The organism is Williamsia sp. Y853 (genome assembly GCF_056786495.1).
The window spans coordinates 635785-654339 of record NZ_JBXCJC010000002.1 but is presented as its reverse complement, the minus strand read 5'-3'; the positions used below and the strand labels follow the sequence as shown (position 1 = coordinate 654339).

The following is an 18555-nucleotide window of genomic DNA, read 5'->3' as shown; positions in this document are numbered from 1 at the left end:
TCGACAACGCGCCCGAACTGCCGGGCCGGTGAACCGATTCGGCCGTCGAAACCCGCTAACGTCATGTCTTGCGTGTGCAGACTCCCCGTGCCGTACGGCTCACGTGGTCAGGGCGGGGTGAGAGGAGATGATCGGTGCGTTCGGTGGAGGATCAGCTGAGTCGGGTGACCGCTGCAGCGGTGGCACCTCGGCCGGTGCGGGTGGCGATCTCCGAATCGCAAGGTCTTCTCTGTGCCGAGGATGTGACGGCCGATCGGCCGCTTCCCGGTTTTGATCAGTCGGCCATCGACGGCTACGCGGTGCGCAGTGTCGATGTCGCCGAAGCCGGCAGTATCGCCGGCGACGACTCCGAGTCGCCGGGGGACCACGTGATCGTGGTCCTGCCGGTGGTCGGGGAGCTCAAGGCGGGTTCGCGTACGCCGACACGGCTGCAACCGCGGCAGGCGGTCCGAGTGGAAACGGGCGCGCCGCTGCCGACCCTCGCGGACGCTGTGGTCCCGCGTCGTTGGACCGACGGCGGTCTCCCGAAGGTGCGTGTCGGTCACGCGGTGCGCAGCGGCCAGTACGTCCGTCATGAGGGCGCTGACGTGCAGCCCGGTGATGTGGCTGTGCGGGCCGGGACGATCATCGGTCCGGCCCAGGTGGGATTGCTCGCCGCGGTCGGATGCGAGCGGGTTCTGGTTCACCCCCGGCCCCGGTTGTCGGTGATCTCGATCGGTGGCGAACTGGTCGACATCGATCGCACCGCAGGCGGCGGACAGGTCTATGACGTCAACAGCTATGCGATCGCGGCGGCCGCGCGCGATGCCGGTGCGGACGTGAACCGGGTCGGCATCGCCGACAGCGAACCGACGCAGCTGCGCGAAATCGTTGAAGGACAACTGATTCGGTCCGAGATCGTCGTCATCACCGGTCCGGTCGGCGGCGCTGCCTCGGAAACGATCAGGGAAGCCCTTGCCGAACTCGGCGAACTCGAGATCACCAGAATCGCGATGTACCCGGCGTCGGTCCAGGGTTTCGGACAACTCGGACGGGACGAGGTCCCGACGTTCCTGCTCCCGGCGAATCCGGTCAGCGCGTTGGTGGCCTTCGAGGTCATGGTGCGGCCGCTGATCCGGATCGCGATGGGCAAGCGTCAGCCGATGCGGCGGGTGGTGCGCGCGCGGACCGTGGGTGCGATCACGTCGGTCGAAGGTCGCCGCGGATATCTGCGAGGGCAGCTGATGCGCGACGAACAGACCGGTGAGTACCTCGCGCAGGTGATTTCCGCACCCGATGGCGGCTCGCATCTGCTGGCCGGGCTGGCCGAGGCGAATTGTTTGGTGATCATCGAACCCGAGGATGTGGAGTTGCGGCCCGGCGACGAGGTTGATGTGGCTTTCCTGGCTCAGCGCGGATAGGACTGCAACTGTGCGGTCCTGGACCAGAGGGGATACGTCGCGGCGAGGGTGGCCGGCAAAGTTGGGTCCGATCGGCGTTGCGGGTGGCACCGTCACGGTCCGGCCAGTCCGTCTGCGTGACGCGCGGGCGTGGAGTCGGTTGCGGATCGAGAATCAAAATTCGCTGATGCCGTGGGAACCCACCGGCACCGGATTGTGGTCGGCAAGGCACAACCCGGCGGCGTGGCCCGGATTGCACTCTGTGCTCCGGGCCGAAGCAAGAGCCGGGAACATGCTGCCGATGGTCATCGAGCTCAACGGCGAATATTGCGGACAACTCACGGTGGGCAACATTCAGCGCGGTGCGCTGCGCAACGCCTGGATCGGCTATTGGGTCGATGCTGCGGTCACCGGTCGGGGCGTGGCCACGGGCGCGCTGGCCCTTGGCGTCGACCATTGTTTCTCGACCGCGGGAATGCACCGGCTCGAAGCGACCGTTCAGCCCGACAATGCCGCGTCGCTCTCGGTGCTTCACAAAGTGGGGTTCCGCGACGAGGGGTTGCTCAAGCGCTATATGGATGTCAACGGGTCGTGGCGCGACCATATTCTCTTGGCGCTGACCATCGAAGAACTGCCCGGCGGTGCCGTCGAAACGCTTGTGCGCCAAGGTCGCGCAACGCGCTGAGCGTCGCCGGAGTAATGCTCTGGTCAGTCGAGGAAGTTGGATGTTTCCTGGCTGTAGGTCGACACGATGTGGCCACCTGAGAAGGTCTGGACGTCTTCGAGGGCGAATTGGGTCGGGTTGAACCTGGTGTCGAACGCGGGCCGGCCTGCACCGGTGACCACGGGGTACGTCTTGACCACCAGCACGTCGATCTGGGGGAGTAACTGGCCTGCGAGATTTCCGCCACCGGCCAGGTAGATGTCCAAGTCGGAGCCCTCGTGTTTGAGCATGTCGACAGTGTCGGCGGGATCGCCACGGATCACCGTGATCGCCGGATCGTCCACGCGTAGCTCCCGCGACACCACGTATTGGTCGAGGTGTGGATACGGGCTCGTGATGTTCTGGGCCAACGCCGGATCGTAGGTGCGACGACCCATGATGATGCTGCCGAATCTGGTCAGTGGTCTGTCAGCGATGCCTGCCTGCGCACGTACATGCCCTGGCAGAGCGTCTCCGAACTCGTCGAGCATCCACTGCATGTAGTCGTCGGAGATCGGATAGAAGTCCACCTCGTCGTTGGGTCCGGCGATATAGCCGTCGATCGAAATCCCGATGTAGTACACAAGCTTTGGCATACCCTCCACCTTCGATCGATTCGGTCTACCGCCGACGTTAATGGACTCGGCCCGTCCTAATCGACTGAATTTGAACGATGGTTAACACGAGCTGACCCAGGCGCTGCACGCCCTGTGCTCAGTCTCGACAAATCGAAGGGTTGTCGGCGCGTCTTCGCTGCTTGAACAGGCTATGGCCATAGCCTGGCTTGGAGCGCTTGTTACTGGTGTGACGAACGCGCACTCGACTGACTGGTCGAGCGAGGTTGCCGAAGGGAAGGAGCTGCCCATGCCGAACTCGCTGTTGTGGGTGTGTCTGGTGGCGATCTGGCTGTTTGTTTTGGTGCCGATGGTCGTGAAATCGCGGCCGACCGTGCGCAAGACATCTGATGCAGCGCTGGCAACGCGCGTGCTCCACCGCGGTGGCCGGACCATTGCGAAGACCAAACGACGCATGGCCTCTGGCCGGCACCCGCACGACGCCGAATGGGAACCGCCGGTTCGCGAATACCGCAAGGTTGTCGCGAAGGGTGGAACCGCCACGGCGGTCAAAGAAGCCGACGTTGATGTGGCCGAGGTTGACGAGGACGTTGACGTCGAGGCACCTGAGGTCGAGAAGACCCCGGTGATGAAAAAGGTTGCCGTCGAGGTCGATTCCGCCGCTGATGTTGTTGATGCCGAAGTCGAGGACGAAGCCGATACTGACATCGAGGCCGAAGCCGACGATGAGGCAGCGGTTGACGCTGAGGTTGTCGACGAGGCTGATGACATCGAGACCGCCGAAGCCGGTGCGGACGACTCCGTCGCCGAGGTCGAAGACGACATCGAGGCCGAGGTCGACGACGACTCCGAAGAAGCTGAACTCGAAGACAGCGAGCTCGACGAGGCTGACCTCGAAGAAGCTGAGTACGACGATGTCGATGACGAAGAGTTCGAGGACGACGCCGAATACGACGACCACGAAGAAGACGACGCCGACGAGGAAGTGGCCGAAGACAATTCGGCCCGCCGAGCCCGCCGCGGCGGCTTCGACCCAGAAGCCGATCGTGAACGCAGCGACAAGCGCTATCGGTTCCGTCAGCGTGTGATGGCCCTGCTGGGTGCCTTGGCTCTGGTCAGCATGCTCGCGGGCGTCATGGTCGGAACTGCCGGCTGGGTCGCGGCAGGCCTGTTGGTCGCCGGGCTCGTCGGCTACATGTCCTTCCTGCGTCGCGCAGTACGCAACGAGCAACGGATTTACCAGCAGCGGATGCGTCGTCTGGCCCGTGCCCGGCGTGAGGAAGAACAGCGTCGCGCCCACCCAGAAGTCGACCCCCGCGCCGACATCCCGGCACGCCTGCGCCGGCCCGGAGCGATTGTTCTGGAGATCGACGACGAAGACCCGATCTTCGATCACCTGCCCCGCTACGTGCCCGCTTCGCGCCTCGAAGACATCGACCGCGACCATTCGTACCGTCGGGTTGTGGGCCAGTAACGACCCAGTGTTAACCTGTTCAAGTTGCTCGCAAGGGCAACGAAGGGGCTATAGCGCAGTTGGTAGCGCGTCTCGTTCGCATCGAGAAGGTCAGGGGTTCGATTCCCCTTAGCTCCACAAAGATCCCAAACGAGCCACATATACGAAGACGAGCCACATACATGTTGGCTCGTCTTCGTATATGTGGCTCGTTTGCCAGTTGGTGGTGACAAAAGGGCGACGTCGATTCCGCGGCGACGGCGTCGAGATCCCGGGTCGAACAGGGTGCTTCAGACGTCCGATGTCGTAGAGGCTGATGTTCCGAACGCGCGTTGGACGCCGATTTCGTTGATACCGGCGTCGCCAAGCTTGCGGCGGTGCGTCTTTAGTTCGTGGTCCGTAAACGTTGGAAGCATTGCCTGCGCTAAATCCAATTGACGCAGTGCTACTCGGTCAATCGCGACCCGATTGAGCCCACGGCGTTCGCCGGGCTCTCGCCCGGCGAGCGGTCGACAGCGACTCAGGCAAGCTCGTCAGGTTGCGGGTTCAGTTCGAGAATGCGGTCGACTGCGTCGATGCCGAGGGTGACGAGTGTGGCCACCAGCTCGGCACGTTCGAGCTTCACGTCGCCGCGCAGCCAGAGCGCTACCCCCTCGGTGGTACCTCCGACCAGCACGCGGGCGATGAGTTGAGCTCGCGGATCGTCGGCCCGGTTGCCTGCGAGCAGGGTCAGCAGCTGGGTGACGAAACGGGCCACCGCGTGATCTCGTGCTGCGCGGAGCCCGCGGTTGCCGGGGGCCTCGAGATACAGACGTGCGACCCGTGGATCGTCGAATGCGGTGAGGATTTCATCGACGGCGACTTCGATCAGTCGGGCTCTCGGTGCGTCCCTGTCGAGTTCCGCGGATGCTGCGGCGATGCGGTCGGCCACCTGCGCGAGCACGTCGGTCAGGGTTTCGCCGGTGAGGTCGTCGAGATTGGAGAAGCTCAGGTAGAGGTGCCGTTTGGAGACCGATGCACGCTCGCAGATCGCCCCCACACTCAACGATTCGATGCCACTCTCGTAGTTGAGGTCGAGGACGGCCTCGGTCAGCCGGTGTCGGCGCGATAGGCGTCGCTCTGTGGCGCTTTGTCCACCGTAGGGCCGCCCAGCGGGCTCGGTCGTTGGCGTCACCTGCTCATAGTGCCATTGCGGGCGGTCGACTGTTCCAGGTGCAGGTCCACACGTTGACGAAGAAACAGTGTGCGATCTACTCTAAGTGAAACCGGAACGACACGGTTTCAGAATGGAGTCCGGATGCTGTGCTGCACGATCTTGCTGCTGCTGATGGTTGGTCTGCGCAAAGTCTTCCTCGTAGCCGGTTCGTGGGCGGGGCGGGAGGTCTCGCAGGCTGCCGCGATGCCGCCGGCCGCACGGCGGGTCGTCACACCGGAGCTGCCGGTGTCGGCGGTGGTGCAACGATGAGCGCGACGCCGGTTTTGCGGCCCGGTCGGTGGGTTCCGGCGCGTCTGTTGCCGCCGTCGCGGCCGCTGCTCTCGCCGGTGACCCGTGGCAAGTTCCGCAGAGTTGCTGCGGTGTACGCCCTTCTGTGGACTGGCGGCTTACTGGTCGCTGCCATGGGCAACCATGTGGCCGGCGTCGCGGCCATGGGGTTGCTGTTCCCGGGCGGCGGTCACCTGGCATCGGGTCATGTCGCGCACGCGGCGATGGCATTGGCCGCATTCGGGCTCGCTGTTCTGGTGTGGTGGATGATTGGTGCGGTCATCGCCCCGATCATCGTATGGCTGGCGTTCCTGCTCGAAGCGGCTGTCACTCATTCTCATGCCCATATGTCGGTCACCTGGATCGCTATCACCGCCGGCCTGGTTCCGGGTGTGGTGGTGGTTGCGTTCGGTGTGCACGTCCTGCGTCACCGCCATCAGGTGGCGATCGCGCGGTCTCTGAACACCGAACTGGCAGATGTCACGTATTTTCAAACCGCGGTGCCGTCGTCTCCCGAACCGCCAGTCGGTGAAGCCTCGGCGGACGACCTGGCGCATCTCCGCTTTGCGCTCGACCTTGCGTTGCAACCGTTGTCGGAGTTCGCCGGTTTTGATCGCCGCGACCAGTTCCGTGAGGCGGCTCTCCGTTATCAGCTCAGCATCTTGGGCTATGCGCTGTCGATGTACCGCTACACGCGGACCCCGGCGTTCTCCGGGTATCTGGCCGAAGCGCAGGAGAGGTCGATCCTGAAAATGGGGGACAAGCGGGTGTGGGGCTACTGGGCGCTGGAAAATGCCTGGGGACGACTGTCTCTAGGTAGAGATCCGGTCAACAACAACGACAACGTGATGCTGACCGGGTGGCAGGGCGCCGCAGTCGGGATGTACGAGAGTTTCGGCGACAGCAGGTTCTCCCGTCCAGGAGGGTTGACCTACACCTGGTCCGACGGACAGCAGTATCGGCACGACTTTCACGACCTCGCCGAGTCCATCCACCGCAATATGCACCGGTCGGCGTACACACTGTTCTCCTGCGAACCCCGCTGGATCTACCCCGTCTGCAACACCTTTGGGGTGAATACCCTCATCGCCCATGACCGACTACACGGTACGAGCTTTCATGCCGACCTCGACGAGGCGATCGCGCGCGCGTATGAAGACGAGTTCGCGCGCCCGGACGGCAAACTCATCGGTGTTCGTAACGAGAGCCTGGGGCTGTCGTGGAACATCTGGGCCAGCGAAGGCGTCAGCCTTCCAACTACCTACTGGATGAACGCCTTTCTGCCCGATCAGGCCCATCGGGCGTGGTGGCTGACGAAACGGGATTCGTTGGAGTTCGACGGGGAGCGTTTTCTCCTCCCTCGGACCGCGGCCAACCGATGCGATGTCGGCAACTACTCGTTCGGTAGTGACTCGTTCGCCCAGACCTTTCTCTCGCTGACAGCGCGCGAGATGGGAGATACCGAGATCGCAGACACCGCATTCGCGTACGTCGACGAGAAGGAACACGTCGAACGCCACGCCGGCGTCGCACGGTATGAAGGATTGTCCACGCAGGGCAACCTGTACTCGCTGCTCTCACGGTTCGCGCGGCCGTCGGCCAATCGCGACTTGATCGGCGCGGGCCTACCCGCCCATTGGCTCTCGGGCCCCCGTCTCGCCAGCGCAGCCTACCCGGACGTTCTCGTCGCCCGCGCCGTCACCGACGGCCGGGCACTGGACCTTGTTCTCTATCCCGGCAATGGCGGCACTCGCACAACGCTGGTGGTCGATCAACTCCAGCCGCACCGCCGGTATACGGTGCCGGGATCGCTCGAAGCGACAGTCGATGCAGACCACAACGGCTGCGCCCGAATAGATCTAGACGTCGAGGGACGCACCGTCGTCCGAGTGGAGCCGATCTCATGACACTGCGCCCCGGCTACCTCGTGTCTCGGCAGATCGAAGGGTTGGATCCGGTCGCCGATGCTGATGAAATCGCTCGGCTGTCACTGGTGACCTTGCACGGCAATCCCGCGCTGACCTACGCCCTGTTCACCGTTGCATTCATGAAACAGGTTGCGGTGCCGACCATGGCCCGAATTCTGCACCGCCGCGGAGGTGGGGACATCATGCAGTTCCCGGCCCAACGCAACGACGACACCCTGCTGTTCTTCGGGCAACTGCTCGATCACGGACCGACTTCCCCGACCGGACGAGCGTGGATCGAACGCCTCAACCAGATTCACGCACATTTCCCGATCCGCAACGACGACTCGCTCTACACGCTCTCGACCCTTGCTCTCGATCCCCACCGGATCACCTCCGACCTCGCGCATTCGCCCTTCACTTCAACAGAATTGGAGGCGCAGTGGCACTTCTGGCGGTCGGTGGCCGAGCTGCAAGGACTCCACGGCGTGCCCGGGACGCGGGACGAACTCCAAAGTTGGGCATCGTCTTACGAGCAGCGCGAGTTCGCACCGAGTAGTGAAGGTCGCGCTGTCGCGAGATCTCTCATCGACGCCTTCGGGGACCGAGTTCTGCCCGGGTACCTGCGGAAGCATGCGGACCGGATCATCTCAGCCTTCTGTCCACCGAATCTTCGCGACATCCACGACTTACCCCACCCCTCGCGGCCATTGCAACTCGCGACGAGAGTGGCAGTCGCCGGTTATGCGCGGTCCACTCCGATACGTCTGGTCGACCTCGACCGATCCATGGTCGAGACCTTCGGTGTCCGGAAATACGGCGAGCGAAAGCCGTCAGAAGTTGGCTACCGACGGTCAACGCGCGGCAGTGGACGGTAGCGACGGTGCCGTTGCTGCCAGTTGAAGGATGGCCAGCCCTCGCCGGACAAGATGTTCGGTGAGGGCTTGCCGCTGTCAGCGGCCGATTCTTCACTCGCTATGTCGACTTTCGACCGGTCGATTGTCAGAGCTGGCTTCAGAGCTCCGGACCGCCGGGTAGGCCGGCATGATAGTGTCCGGCGGTCCAACCGCCGTCGACTGCGATTTCGGCGCCGCTCATGTAGCTTGCTTCATCGCTCGCGACAAAAGCGGTTACGCGTGCCACCTCTGGCGGTTCGCCGATGCGGCGCAACGGAACCCGGGCGTAAGCGGCGTTGAGCGTGTCTCCGGTTTCGCCGGTCGGGTTACCCATCGGTGTGTTGATTCCGCCAGGGTGCACGGAGACCACTCGGATCACCGGTCCCAACTCCAGGGCCTGCGCTTTCGTCAGACCGCGAACCGCCCATTTGCTGGCCACATAAGGACTCATCCCGTTGGTGCCTCGCAAACCGTCCAGCGACGAAATATTGACGACGACACCTGAACCGGATTCCCTCATGGTGGAGGCGACAGTCTTCACCCCCAACATCGAACCCATGATGTTGATCGAGAACAATCGCAGAATCTGTTCGGGAACAACGTCTTCGACGCCGACAAAATATTGGATTCCGGCGTTGTTGACCAGAACATTTACCTTGCCGTGCGAACGCAGAGTGTGCGAAAGTGTCCTTTGCCAGTCGGATTCGTTGCTGACGTCCAAGCTGCAGTACGACGCTGCATCACCCATCTCGGCGGCGAGAGTTCGACCCGCATCTTCGGCAACATCGGCGATGACGACCTGGGCACCCTGTTCGATCATCACCCGGACTGTGGCCGCCCCCATGCCCTGTGCGCCACCGGTGACAATCGCGACTTTTCCTTCTAACCTGTTCACTTCGTGCTCCTTTCACAATCTGAATGTTCCTATTATTTCGATGTGCGGCGAGTGAACTGCAAGTCCTCCGGGTGCGGTTCCCGAAGCATCGTCCAGTAGTCCACGAGACGCCACGGACACGGGACAATGGGACGGCCCAGGCTGTTTCGGTAGTAGCCGGTCGCGTCTTTGCCCGGATGTGCCCACACCGTCTTGTCCAGCGCTTCGTCGACTCGATGGTTGTACTCCGCAAGCGCTTCCGGTTTGACGTCCATTGCTGAATAGCCGTTTTCAACCAGATACTGCAGACATTCGACGATGTAGTGGACGTGCTCTTCACTGGTGATGTTATGGCCTGCACCGTGATTCGGTGCTGCGTTTGGTCCTGCGGTCACGAACAAGTTGGGAAATCCGTCGATCTGAATGCCCATATAGGCACGGGGATCGTCGCCGTCTTTCCACCTGTCGGCCAACCGTTCTCCATGACGGCCGGTGATGTCGATGTACGAGGCGTACTCCACCTTGAATCCGGTGGCAAGGATGATGACATCTGCGGCTATGAACTCACCATTGCTGAGCGTCATACCGTCTCGGTGTACTTGGCGCGGAGACGTGCGGTGCAACGAAACATTGTTTCTCTTCAGAGCTTCCAGGAATCCAGGGTCCTTGACAATCCTCTTGGAATAGGGCCGGATGTCCGGCGTCAGTTTCTCACGCAGGTCTGGTCGATCCGGGAACGACTGTTCGAGATACGCGAGAGAGACCTGCATGACCAGGTCGTTCTTGGGTGACACCGATAGGTGAGTCGCGGCCCACTCCGGATCGATCCGCGCATTCATGTACAGATTGTCCGAAACGAACCAGTAAGCCCTTAGTCGAAACCAGTTCTGAAAGAACGGGAGATGGCGCATAGCCCACCTCTCGGCCGGTGGCACCTCGTTGATGACGGTCTTTTCCGGCACTATCCAATGGGGACTGCGGACGACGGCAGTTAATTGAGCAACGTCGTCGACGATGTTCGGAATCACTTGCACTGCAGTGCAACCCGTGCCGATTACCACGACGTTTTTGCCCTTGAGGTCGAGCTCTGGATCCCACTCCGCGGTATGGATGACGGTGCCGTCGAACTCAGTGAGCCCTGGGATATCCGGAATGTTGGGGGAGTTGAGAACGCCCAAGGCGGTAACGATGGCGGCAGCCGTATGCGTCTTGGGTTCAGCGTTGGCCGACTGGGTGACGACCGTCCATCGCTGGTCCGATTCACCCCACTGCGCCGAGAGCACTCGGGTCGACAGGCGGATGTTCGGATACAGGTCGTACTTTTCGGCGACCGCGTGCATGTAGTCGAGGTACTCCGGACCCGCGGGGTAGTAGCGGGTCCAGTCCGGATTCAGTTCGAATGAGTATGAGTAGTAGTGGCTGGGGGTGTCGACCGCGGCGCCGGGATAGATATTCCGTGACCACGTGCCGCCGATGTCGTCGCGGGCTTCGAATACGGTGTAGCCGAATCCGGCTTCGCTGAGTTTGATCGCCGCATTCAGCCCAACCATCCCGGCGCCGAAGACGATGACGTCGAAGTCATTGGGAGGTATTTTGGTGACGGGCACATGACGGCGGTCCAGCTCGAAACCTGCCTGTTCCATCAAGAGGGGGATGAACTCGTCATCCACCGGGCCGGCCGTGCACAAAGACGCCATCCGCGCGAACAGCTCGGAGTCGGGGACTCCGAGCGTCGCTGACAGGTCTGTGGTGAGTACTTGCCTGGCGCGCGCACGTATCTCGTCGACGACCTCGGCCGGAAACTGTCCAGGGGCCAACGCCGCGGGCCCCGCACCCGTACCGTGTTGGGCCTGCGATCGGGTTGCTTCTTCCCTTAGCGCCGTCTGCGCCTTCGCCAGTTTGTCCTCGAACTCATCGAGCAACGACAGATCGCCGGTTACGTGCACCATCGACATCAACAGCGGGGCGGGCTCGGCTTCATCGATTGCAGACATCAGCGCATCGTGGGTGATCTCCGCGGATGTGGAGACCTCGCTGGGAATCGTTGTCATCAGGGTCCTTTCGATTGATCACCGCGACGAATCGGGTCTGAAATCGCGAGCTGAACAGCTGACTCGGCACACCGCACGAAGCGGGCCGAGGTAAGAGGTGCACGACCCTGGGAGGGTCGCGTTACTGCCCAGTTGTACTGGTTCGTCGGTTCGCCGGGGAATCCATCTCCCGCTGGACGGGATCGATTGGACCGCTACTCCTCTGTGAGTTGTCATGCTTCACAGGTATCCGGTGAAACATGGAAAGCGTCCTCGTCGACAGAATCGGAGCGAGCCATGCCATTGTCGCCTGAAGCCCAGCAGATCGTCGATGCGGCCGCGACGCGGTTTCCCGGTGGAATGAGCGCCATGTCGGTGGCAGCCTTGCGCACAGCGCTGGACGTCGGCGCCGTTGTGCCCTCGACAACGATCCATGAGCGCTTTGACCTCCGTATACCCAGCGCGAGCGGCGGTGTGCCCGTCCGGGTATATCGACCGTCGTCTGAGGCCGAACTGCCTGTTGTGCAGTGGATGCACAGCGGGGGATTCGTGATCGGAGGCCTCGACCAGAACGACGAGTATCTGCGTCGGCTGTGCAATGCTGCAAACGTGGTGGTCGTTTCGGTCGATTACCGGTTGGCACCGGAACACCCGTATCCGGCCGCGATCGAGGATGTCCGCGCAGTCTGGGAATGGGTCCAGACCAGTCCCGCCGAACTCTGTGATCGCGTCAAGTCGATCGCGATCGCCGGCGAAAGTGCCGGGGGCACACTCACGCTGGCGCTGGGGCAGCAGCTAAAGGATGAGAACAGATCTCTGCCGCATGCGCAGATCTGTTTCTACGGAACTGCCGAGACCAGGATATCCAACCCGGACCTTTCGACGAGTCTGCTCAGTCCAGAGGACTGTGAATGGTTCTGGGATCAATATGTGCCCCTGGCAGAGGATCGCAGGAACCCCTACGTCAGTCCTGCCTGCGCTACTGATTTGTCCGGTCTTCCGCCGACACTTGTGGCGACCGCGGAGATCGACGCGACCAGAGACGCAACGGAATACCATGCTCGACGCCTCAAGGCCGCCGGCGTGCAGGTTCAATTGGTGCGGTACGACGGAATGATGCATGGTTTCGCGACCATGCTGACGACCTTGGAACCTGCCGCGAAGTTGTTTGATCGGACGGTGGACTTCCTGCGGCGCACCCTCCACGACCGAGTCTGACCACCCACACCGGCGCGACGGTTCGAGGCAGTGTGGGGCAGGTGGTTGGCTTCCATTGAATGGGATGACGTGGTTTCACACCTCACAGCTGCGCTTATGGTCATCCGTGAAGCGAGTGTGACCCACTTCACGAAGAAGTGGGCGCCCAAGTTGAAACCGTCTCACGGCGAGTGTCGATCAACGGCGAAAACTGTTGGTGTGTAGGTGATCAACGTTGATGCCCCGTCCGGGTCCTTCGGGTCCCGTTTTCCTCGAAAGGTCTTTCACCATGACCAATGCTGTCGGCGAAACCGTTGCTGCCGCCATCGCAGATGCCAAGGCACGCCTGTTTGAGCCTCGGAAGATCTCGAGCGGGTACTCCTGGCCCGAATGCCCACGGTGGCATAGCAACACCTTCTGGTTCACGGATATGTACACCGGCACAATCAAGAAGCTCGATGCCGATGGGCGGGCGACGGTGGTAATCGACGCCAACGGTCGCGCCGCAAACACCGCTGTACCAATTGTTCTCGGTGGTTTCGGATGGCTCCCCGATGGCAGGCTCATCGTGAACTCGATGCACGAGAAGCTCGTTCTGGTCCATGGAGGTGGCGCACCTGATGATCTGTCTGTCTATGCAGATGTCTCGGAGTTGTCACTCGCGGCCACCAACGACATGGTGGTGGACGTCGACGGCCGCGCCTACATCACCCAACTCGGATTCGACCTCTTCAAGGGCGATGAGCCGGTGGCCTCACCGCTGATAGTCGTGGAGCCGGATGGTTCGGCGACAACGCCGGCCGGTGTGGGGCCGCTCATGTGTGCCAACGGGATTGCCCTGAGCGCAGACGGCACGAAGCTGTACACCGCGGAGGTGATGGCCAACAAGATCACCGTGATAGACCGATCACCTGATGGAACTCTTGGAAATGCAAGAGATTTCGCCTCCTGCCCGTTCCTCCCGGACGGAATCGGACTCGACGACGAGGGTGGGGTGTGGGCGGCCATGCCGGGTAGTGGTCACGTCGTTCGTTTCACCGAGGATGGCATCACCGATGCAATCGAGTTGCCCCTCGCTGAGGGTGTTGCGTCGGCATGCCTCCTGGGTGGACCCGACCGCAGCACGCTGTACATGACCGTGGGGGTCGAGGTCTTCGACTTCGAGAAGTCTGCACGTGAAGCGCAAGGATCCATCTGGGTGGCCGACGTCAGGAATCGCGGCGGCGACACCCGCCCCTGAATTCAACATCCAACGGCAGAAAGTCAAGGGAAATCAGCATGGAAACATTGGACTTTGCGCAGAGAGTCGTGATCGTCACCGGAGCGGGCCGGGGCATCGGCCGAGCGCACGCACTACTGCTGGCATCACGCGGTGCATCGGTGGTGGTCGGAGATTTGGGTGCCCGCACCGATGGTTCGGGTACCGATGGTGACGATCCGGCAGCTGAGGTGGTCGCCGAGATCATCGCGGCCGGCGGCAGCGCAGTGGGGTGTACGGGCGACGTCTCGTCCGATGAGGGCGCATCTGAACTCGTGCAGACCGCGATCTCGTCGTTCGGGCATCTCGACGCGGTCATCAACAATGCCGGAATCGTACGCACCGCAGCCTTTCGGGACGTCCCCGACGCGGAGTACCAGCGGCACCTCGACGTTCACTACTTCGGGACGCTGCGCGTGTGCCGCGCAGCCTGGCCGTATCTGGAGGCCTCTGGGTCAGGGCGGGTGATCAACACGATCTCGCAGGCGATGTTGGGCAACCCGGGAATGGCCCACTACGGCGGATCCAAGGGCGCCGTGTTCGGATTGACCCGCAACCTGGCGATCGAGGGATACGAAGCGGGCATCCGGGTGAATGCGATCGCACCCGGCGCAGGCACCCGTATGGCCGAGGCCTCCGCTGACACGTTGTCACCGGAGATCATGGAGTACATGCGGACGGCTCTGCTGCCGGAACACGTTGCACCGGTGGCGGCTTATCTCGCCCACGCATCGTGCGAGGTGACCGGGGAGGTCTTCAATGTGGCCGGAGGAACCGTCAATCGTCTTGCGCTGCTGAACACCGTGGGCATTCACGAACCCGGACTGACGGTCGAGACGGTTGCCGAGAGGATCGACCAGATCATGGCCATCACTCCCGACGCCGTGCCCCAAATCGTCATTCCGGCGCAGTTGCCGGTGTCCTGATTCATTTACCAGCCTGATCGGAGTCACCCATGAGCACAACGGAAGCCACCGCCCCACAGACTGAATATCCATTCGGACCGGTCACCCCAGATGACGCGGTCGATCGGTACCGTGCGATTGCAGCCGATCGGCCGATGACCAAGATGACCATGCCCATCGGAGGTGACGTCTGGGTGCTTCACCGCAACAATGCCGCCCGAAAGATGCTCAGTGACCCCCGCTTTGTGCGCGAACCGTTCCGGACCGGCGAACGTCAGATCCCGTACTTCGTGGAATTCCCCGACTTTCTGAAGAGCACCATCCAATTCGAGGATCCTCCGCACCACACCAAATTGCGCAAGCTCGTCCAGCGGGCGATCTCACCCAAGCGTGTGAAGGCGATGCGCGACTCGGCCGTCGAGTTCGCAAATCAACTGATCGACGAGATGGTCGCCAAGGGTGCAGCAGCCAATCTCGTCGCGGATTATGCAGTGGCGCTTCCCATCCAGATGATTTGCAATCTGCTCGGGGTGCCGCCGGAGGATCGGGCAAAATTTCAGAAGTGGAGTTCGTCGACCCTCGCGACGGCGAATATGCCCGAAGAAGAGGTCACCGCGAACATGACCGAGTTGGTCGTGTACATGATGGCATTGATCGACGAGCGCCGGAGCGAGCCCCGTGAGGATCTCTTGAGCGACCTCGCCAACGCTCGGGACAAGGACGACAGCCTCACCGACGGCGAGATCTTGCCGATCGCGCTGATCCTCATCATCGCGGGATTCGACAACACGGCCAACTTCATCTGCGCCGGAGCGCTTTCCTTGCTGCGCAATCCCGACCAGTTGGCGATTTTCCTGGAAGATCCGGACGGTGTCGCGCCGACAGCGGTCGAGGAAGTCCTTCGTCACGGACGCATGGCGTTGGGTGAGACGGTCACCGGTGGAGGTGGTCTCGTGCCGTTCGTCGCCACCGAGGACGTCGAGATCGACGGCATGGTGATCGCGAAAGGTGAAGCGGTTCTGGTCGACCCGGCCGCGGTCAACCACGACGGCATCTCGTTCGAGCATGACGAGAAGTTCGACATCCAGCGCAGCCACAACCCGCACCTGACCCTGAGCTACGGGCTGCATCATTGCCTGGGCGCGCCGCTGGCGCGTATGGAGATGCAGGTGGGGTTGGCAGAACTGTTCAAACGTCTGCCGGGTCTCGAGCTCTCCGGTGATGCGGTCATCGATCAGGACAACCTGACCCTTCCGATCACCGACATGCCGGTGACCTGGTAGGAGAGCTGATGCCCAAAGTGTTTTACGTCGAGCCTGATGGCTCGGAGCGGGTCATCGACGGCGTGGTGGGTGACTCGGTGATGTCGACAGCAGTCCGAAATGGCGTGCGTGGCATTGTCGGCCAATGCGGTGGCACACTGTCCTGCGCCACCTGTCACGTGTATCTCGCAGCCGACGATCAACAATATTTCGGGGGACCCGGCGAAGACGAGGAAGACATGCTCGAGTGCACCGCGGCCGATCGCGAGGACACATCACGGCTGTCGTGCCAGCTCGAGCTTCGCGATGGCATCGATATCCACGTGACGATTCCCGACGAGCAGGTCTGAGAGCGTGCCCGACACACATCCTGGTGAGGGTTTCTCTGCGAATGATGTTGTGGTGGTGGGTGCGTCACACGCAGCAGTGCATTTCGCCGACCGTCTTCGAGCCGGCGGCCACGACGGAGCGATCACGCTGGTGTCGCAGGAGTCTCACCTGCCTTACCAGCGCCCACCGCTGTCGAAGTCCTGGTTGAAAGGCGAGGCCACCGAGGAGAGCATTGTCCTGCGTAGTGCGGATTACTACGCGGACAACAATATTGAGCTCATCACCTCCTGCCGGGTGCATCGCATAACTCGCACCCGCAGCGGTGGGGTGATGCTTGCTATGCGGTACGCGGACGGAAGAGCGACCGAACGCAGGTTCGGCCGTCTCGTACTCGCCACGGGTGCCGGTGCACGTCGGCTGGCGCTGACCGGCGCCGATCATCCGGATGTTGTCGTTCTTCGAGACCTCGATGACGCCCGCCACCTGGCCGCGCGTATTCCGGCTGGACCGCTGGTGGTTATCGGTGGTGGCTTCGTCGGACTCGAGGTCGCCGCGACGATGCAAGCTCTCGGGGCCGATGTGACCGTCGCGGAGGTGGGCCCTCGCTTGATGGGACGTGCGGTTGGCGCCGGGACCGCCGAGTTCATGCGTCAAGCGCACCGCGACATGGGCGTTCAGGTGTTACTCGGCGCCCAACCCACCGAGATCTTGACCGGGCCAGACGGCATCCATGCGGTGCGCTTGTCCGACGGCACTGAACTTCCGGCGTCCACGGTACTCGTCGGAATCGGTGCCGTACCGCGCACTGAACTCGCCACTCAACTCGGCCTGGTCTGCGACAACGGCATTGTCGTCGACGAGCGATGTCTGACCTCCGACGGTTCGACCCTGGCGATCGGGGACTGCACGATGCAGATTTCCTCCGACGGAACCCGGACCCGGCTGGAGTCGGTGGACAATGCGATCGAGCAGGCCCACGCAGCGGCGATGACGGTGCTCGCCGCCGCCGGGCACCCCCGACCGGCACCGTGGTTCTGGTCTGATCAGGGGGACTGGAAGATCCAGATGGTGGGCACTGCGATGGGGCACACCTCGGTGGTCACCCGTACAGACCCGGCGAAGCCGCGACGATTGGTCACCTTGTATTTCACCGGCGACTCGATGACCGGAGCTGAGTGTGTGAACGCGCCCGCCGATTTTGTCGCCCTGCGCTCGGCGTTGAGCCGGGGACACCACCCGACGCGGGAAGTGCTGGCAGACAGCACGATACCGCTGAAGAAGCTCTTGACCGCCGCGAACAGCTAGGCAACGTCCGGTGCACTGAGCTGCCGAAAACGGGCGGCGACGATCGCGCCGACCTCGCTCACAGCGTGTCGGGCACGCGCGACGTTCGCAGTCTGCATCGCGAAACCGTGACCGACGCCCGGGTAGCGCAGTAGGGCGGTCGGCACGTTCGCTTCGCGTAGGCGGTGACCGTAGTCCTCGACCCCATCGCGCAGTGGATCGGCGTGGCCCACCGCGATGACTGCCTGGGGCAGTCCCGCCAGGGATGTAGCCGTTGCCGGAACTCCGTAGCAGTCGTCCTCGGCCGGATTGTCGCCGAGGTACAGGTTCTTCATCCAATCGATGTCCTGGGCGCTGAGAAAGGGACTGTCACCGAATTGGTGCATGGAGGGGCGATCGGTGCGCCGTTCGACACCGGGGTAGAACAGTACCTGCTGAAAGACGTCTGACCCTCCCGCGTCCCGGCTGCGTAGCGCGGTCGCGGCGGCGAGTCCGCCGCCGGCGCTGTCGCCGCCGACACCGATGCGGCGCGCGTCGACACCCCATTGTTTCGATGTGTCGTGCAACCAGGCCAAGGCGGCATAGGCTTCGTCGTTGGCCACCGGATACGTATGCTCGGGCGCGAGCCGGTAGTCAACATTCACCAGCACTGCCGCGGTCGCGTCGGCGACCTCGCGGGCGAGCCGGTCGAATGAGTCGAGCGATCCCATGATCATGCCTCCGCCGTGGTACCAGACCAGTGCCGGAGCGTGCGTCTGCGGGGCCGACCAGGGGTGATAGACCCGGACCGGCAATAGGCCGTGGGGCCCATCGATGGTGGCGTTGTCGACTGTTCGCATCGACGGTCCTGGCGGTCTGACGATGGATTCCAGTGTTTGCCGGGCGGCGACGACGCCCACGACGTGCATCGGCCGCGACCCTGCCTCACGCATGCGGCGGACGATCGCCGCGACGTCGGGATCCCAAACGCCTTGATCCGGGTCGTCGGTGTTCGGCAAATCGGTGGTGTGCGCGCTCAT

Annotated in this window: 17 protein-coding genes and 1 tRNA gene; 13 read left to right on the top strand and 5 right to left on the bottom strand. The window is 62.6% G+C overall.

The window, feature by feature from the left end; genetic code table 11:
* Positions 1 to 134: 134 nt before the first annotated feature.
* Both glp and AC1TPF_RS14995 read left to right on the top strand, forming a co-directional pair.
* On the top strand, positions 135 to 1400 hold the full coding sequence (gene glp, locus AC1TPF_RS15000; protein WP_482137687.1) for a molybdotransferase-like divisome protein Glp: 1266 nt from the start codon (positions 135 to 137) through the stop codon (positions 1398 to 1400).
* Between the two features lie 61 nt (positions 1401 to 1461).
* Entirely contained in the window at positions 1462 to 2064 is a 603-nt protein-coding gene (locus tag AC1TPF_RS14995) for a GNAT family N-acetyltransferase (protein WP_482137689.1), read from the top strand.
* Between the two features lie 23 nt (positions 2065 to 2087).
* On the opposite strand, the gene AC1TPF_RS14990 is transcribed toward AC1TPF_RS14995, so the two are convergent.
* Positions 2088 to 2678 (bottom strand): dihydrofolate reductase family protein, encoded by a 591-nt coding sequence (locus AC1TPF_RS14990; protein ID WP_482137690.1) that lies wholly within the window; start codon positions 2676 to 2678, stop codon positions 2088 to 2090.
* Between the two features lie 268 nt (positions 2679 to 2946).
* Here AC1TPF_RS14990 and sepX point away from each other — a divergent pair, with 268 nt between their 5' ends.
* Positions 2947 to 4131 carry a divisome protein SepX/GlpR gene (gene sepX, locus AC1TPF_RS14985; protein ID WP_482137692.1) on the top strand — a complete coding sequence of 395 codons (1185 nt, stop codon included), beginning with the start codon at positions 2947 to 2949 and terminating at the stop codon, positions 4129 to 4131.
* 44 nt (positions 4132 to 4175) lie between these two features.
* Positions 4176 to 4248: transfer RNA gene (locus AC1TPF_RS14980), tRNA-Ala, on the top strand.
* 382 nt (positions 4249 to 4630) lie between these two features.
* Here AC1TPF_RS14980 and AC1TPF_RS14975 read toward each other — a convergent pair.
* Positions 4631 to 5284 (bottom strand): TetR family transcriptional regulator, encoded by a 654-nt coding sequence (locus AC1TPF_RS14975; protein WP_482144568.1) that lies wholly within the window; start codon positions 5282 to 5284, stop codon positions 4631 to 4633.
* A 123-nt stretch (positions 5285 to 5407) separates the two neighbouring features.
* Here AC1TPF_RS14975 and AC1TPF_RS14970 point away from each other — a divergent pair, with 123 nt between their 5' ends.
* The 3 genes from AC1TPF_RS14970 to AC1TPF_RS14960 are packed head-to-tail and all read left to right on the top strand — an operon-like array spanning position 5408 to position 8378.
* Positions 5408 to 5575, top strand: coding sequence for a hypothetical protein (locus AC1TPF_RS14970; RefSeq protein ID WP_482137753.1), 168 nt, complete (start codon positions 5408 to 5410; stop codon positions 5573 to 5575).
* Complete coding sequence (locus AC1TPF_RS14965) at positions 5572 to 7500, top strand: linalool dehydratase/isomerase domain-containing protein (RefSeq protein WP_482144567.1); 1929 nt, start codon at positions 5572 to 5574, stop codon at positions 7498 to 7500. Before AC1TPF_RS14970 ends, AC1TPF_RS14965 begins: the two co-directional genes overlap by 4 nt.
* Positions 7497 to 8378, top strand: coding sequence for an oxygenase MpaB family protein (locus AC1TPF_RS14960; RefSeq protein ID WP_482144566.1), 882 nt, complete (start codon positions 7497 to 7499; stop codon positions 8376 to 8378). The genes AC1TPF_RS14965 and AC1TPF_RS14960 overlap by 4 nt, the downstream gene beginning before the upstream one ends.
* Before the next feature lie 136 nt (positions 8379 to 8514).
* On the opposite strand, the gene AC1TPF_RS14955 is transcribed toward AC1TPF_RS14960, so the two are convergent.
* Both AC1TPF_RS14955 and AC1TPF_RS14950 read right to left on the bottom strand, forming a co-directional pair.
* Positions 8515 to 9291, bottom strand: a complete 777-nt coding sequence (locus tag AC1TPF_RS14955; protein ID WP_482144565.1) for a glucose 1-dehydrogenase — start codon at positions 9289 to 9291, stop codon at positions 8515 to 8517.
* 32 nt (positions 9292 to 9323) lie between these two features.
* A complete protein-coding gene (locus tag AC1TPF_RS14950; protein WP_482144564.1) occupies positions 9324 to 11321 on the bottom strand; it encodes a flavin-containing monooxygenase in 1998 nt (665 codons plus the stop codon).
* A gap of 276 nt (positions 11322 to 11597) precedes the next feature.
* Here AC1TPF_RS14950 and AC1TPF_RS14945 point away from each other — a divergent pair, with 276 nt between their 5' ends.
* From AC1TPF_RS14945 to AC1TPF_RS14920, 6 genes are all read left to right on the top strand, one after another.
* Positions 11598 to 12518 carry an alpha/beta hydrolase gene (locus tag AC1TPF_RS14945; protein ID WP_482144563.1) on the top strand — a complete coding sequence of 307 codons (921 nt, stop codon included), beginning with the start codon at positions 11598 to 11600 and terminating at the stop codon, positions 12516 to 12518.
* Positions 12519 to 12786: 268 nt separating this feature from the next.
* Positions 12787 to 13737, top strand: a complete 951-nt coding sequence (locus AC1TPF_RS14940; RefSeq protein WP_482137764.1) for an SMP-30/gluconolactonase/LRE family protein — start codon at positions 12787 to 12789, stop codon at positions 13735 to 13737.
* 38 nt (positions 13738 to 13775) lie between these two features.
* Positions 13776 to 14681 (top strand): SDR family NAD(P)-dependent oxidoreductase, encoded by a 906-nt coding sequence (locus AC1TPF_RS14935; protein ID WP_482144562.1) that lies wholly within the window; start codon positions 13776 to 13778, stop codon positions 14679 to 14681.
* Between the two features lie 29 nt (positions 14682 to 14710).
* Complete coding sequence (locus AC1TPF_RS14930; protein WP_482137767.1) at positions 14711 to 15943, top strand: cytochrome P450; 1233 nt, start codon at positions 14711 to 14713, stop codon at positions 15941 to 15943.
* An 8-nt stretch (positions 15944 to 15951) separates the two neighbouring features.
* Positions 15952 to 16272, top strand: coding sequence for a 2Fe-2S iron-sulfur cluster-binding protein (locus AC1TPF_RS14925; protein WP_482137769.1), 321 nt, complete (start codon positions 15952 to 15954; stop codon positions 16270 to 16272).
* A 4-nt stretch (positions 16273 to 16276) separates the two neighbouring features.
* A complete protein-coding gene (locus tag AC1TPF_RS14920; RefSeq protein ID WP_482144561.1) occupies positions 16277 to 17557 on the top strand; it encodes an NAD(P)/FAD-dependent oxidoreductase in 1281 nt (426 codons plus the stop codon).
* On the opposite strand, the gene AC1TPF_RS14915 is transcribed toward AC1TPF_RS14920, so the two are convergent.
* Positions 17554 to 18555, bottom strand: a complete 1002-nt coding sequence (locus tag AC1TPF_RS14915; protein WP_482144560.1) for an alpha/beta hydrolase — start codon at positions 18553 to 18555, stop codon at positions 17554 to 17556. The genes AC1TPF_RS14920 and AC1TPF_RS14915 overlap by 4 nt on opposite strands.

What these genes read in the sequence shown, in the direction of transcription:
- AC1TPF_RS14990 (WP_482137690.1), bottom strand. Translation starts at nt 2,678, where the DNA reads ATGCCAAAGCTTGTGTACTACATCGGGATTTCGATCGACGGCTATATC.
- sepX (WP_482137692.1), top strand. Translation starts at nt 2,947, where the DNA reads ATGCCGAACTCGCTGTTGTGGGTGTGTCTGGTGGCGATCTGGCTGTTT.
- AC1TPF_RS14970 (WP_482137753.1), top strand. Translation starts at nt 5,408, where the DNA reads ATGCTGTGCTGCACGATCTTGCTGCTGCTGATGGTTGGTCTGCGCAAA.
- AC1TPF_RS14965 (WP_482144567.1), top strand. Translation starts at nt 5,572, where the DNA reads ATGAGCGCGACGCCGGTTTTGCGGCCCGGTCGGTGGGTTCCGGCGCGT.
- AC1TPF_RS14960 (WP_482144566.1), top strand. Translation starts at nt 7,497, where the DNA reads ATGACACTGCGCCCCGGCTACCTCGTGTCTCGGCAGATCGAAGGGTTG.
- AC1TPF_RS14950 (WP_482144564.1), bottom strand. Translation starts at nt 11,321, where the DNA reads ATGACAACGATTCCCAGCGAGGTCTCCACATCCGCGGAGATCACCCAC.
- AC1TPF_RS14945 (WP_482144563.1), top strand. Translation starts at nt 11,598, where the DNA reads ATGCCATTGTCGCCTGAAGCCCAGCAGATCGTCGATGCGGCCGCGACG.
- AC1TPF_RS14940 (WP_482137764.1), top strand. Translation starts at nt 12,787, where the DNA reads ATGACCAATGCTGTCGGCGAAACCGTTGCTGCCGCCATCGCAGATGCC.
- AC1TPF_RS14935 (WP_482144562.1), top strand. Translation starts at nt 13,776, where the DNA reads ATGGAAACATTGGACTTTGCGCAGAGAGTCGTGATCGTCACCGGAGCG.
- AC1TPF_RS14930 (WP_482137767.1), top strand. Translation starts at nt 14,711, where the DNA reads ATGAGCACAACGGAAGCCACCGCCCCACAGACTGAATATCCATTCGGA.
- AC1TPF_RS14925 (WP_482137769.1), top strand. Translation starts at nt 15,952, where the DNA reads ATGCCCAAAGTGTTTTACGTCGAGCCTGATGGCTCGGAGCGGGTCATC.
- AC1TPF_RS14915 (WP_482144560.1), bottom strand. Translation starts at nt 18,555, where the DNA reads ATGAGCGCGCACACCACCGATTTGCCGAACACCGACGACCCGGATCAA.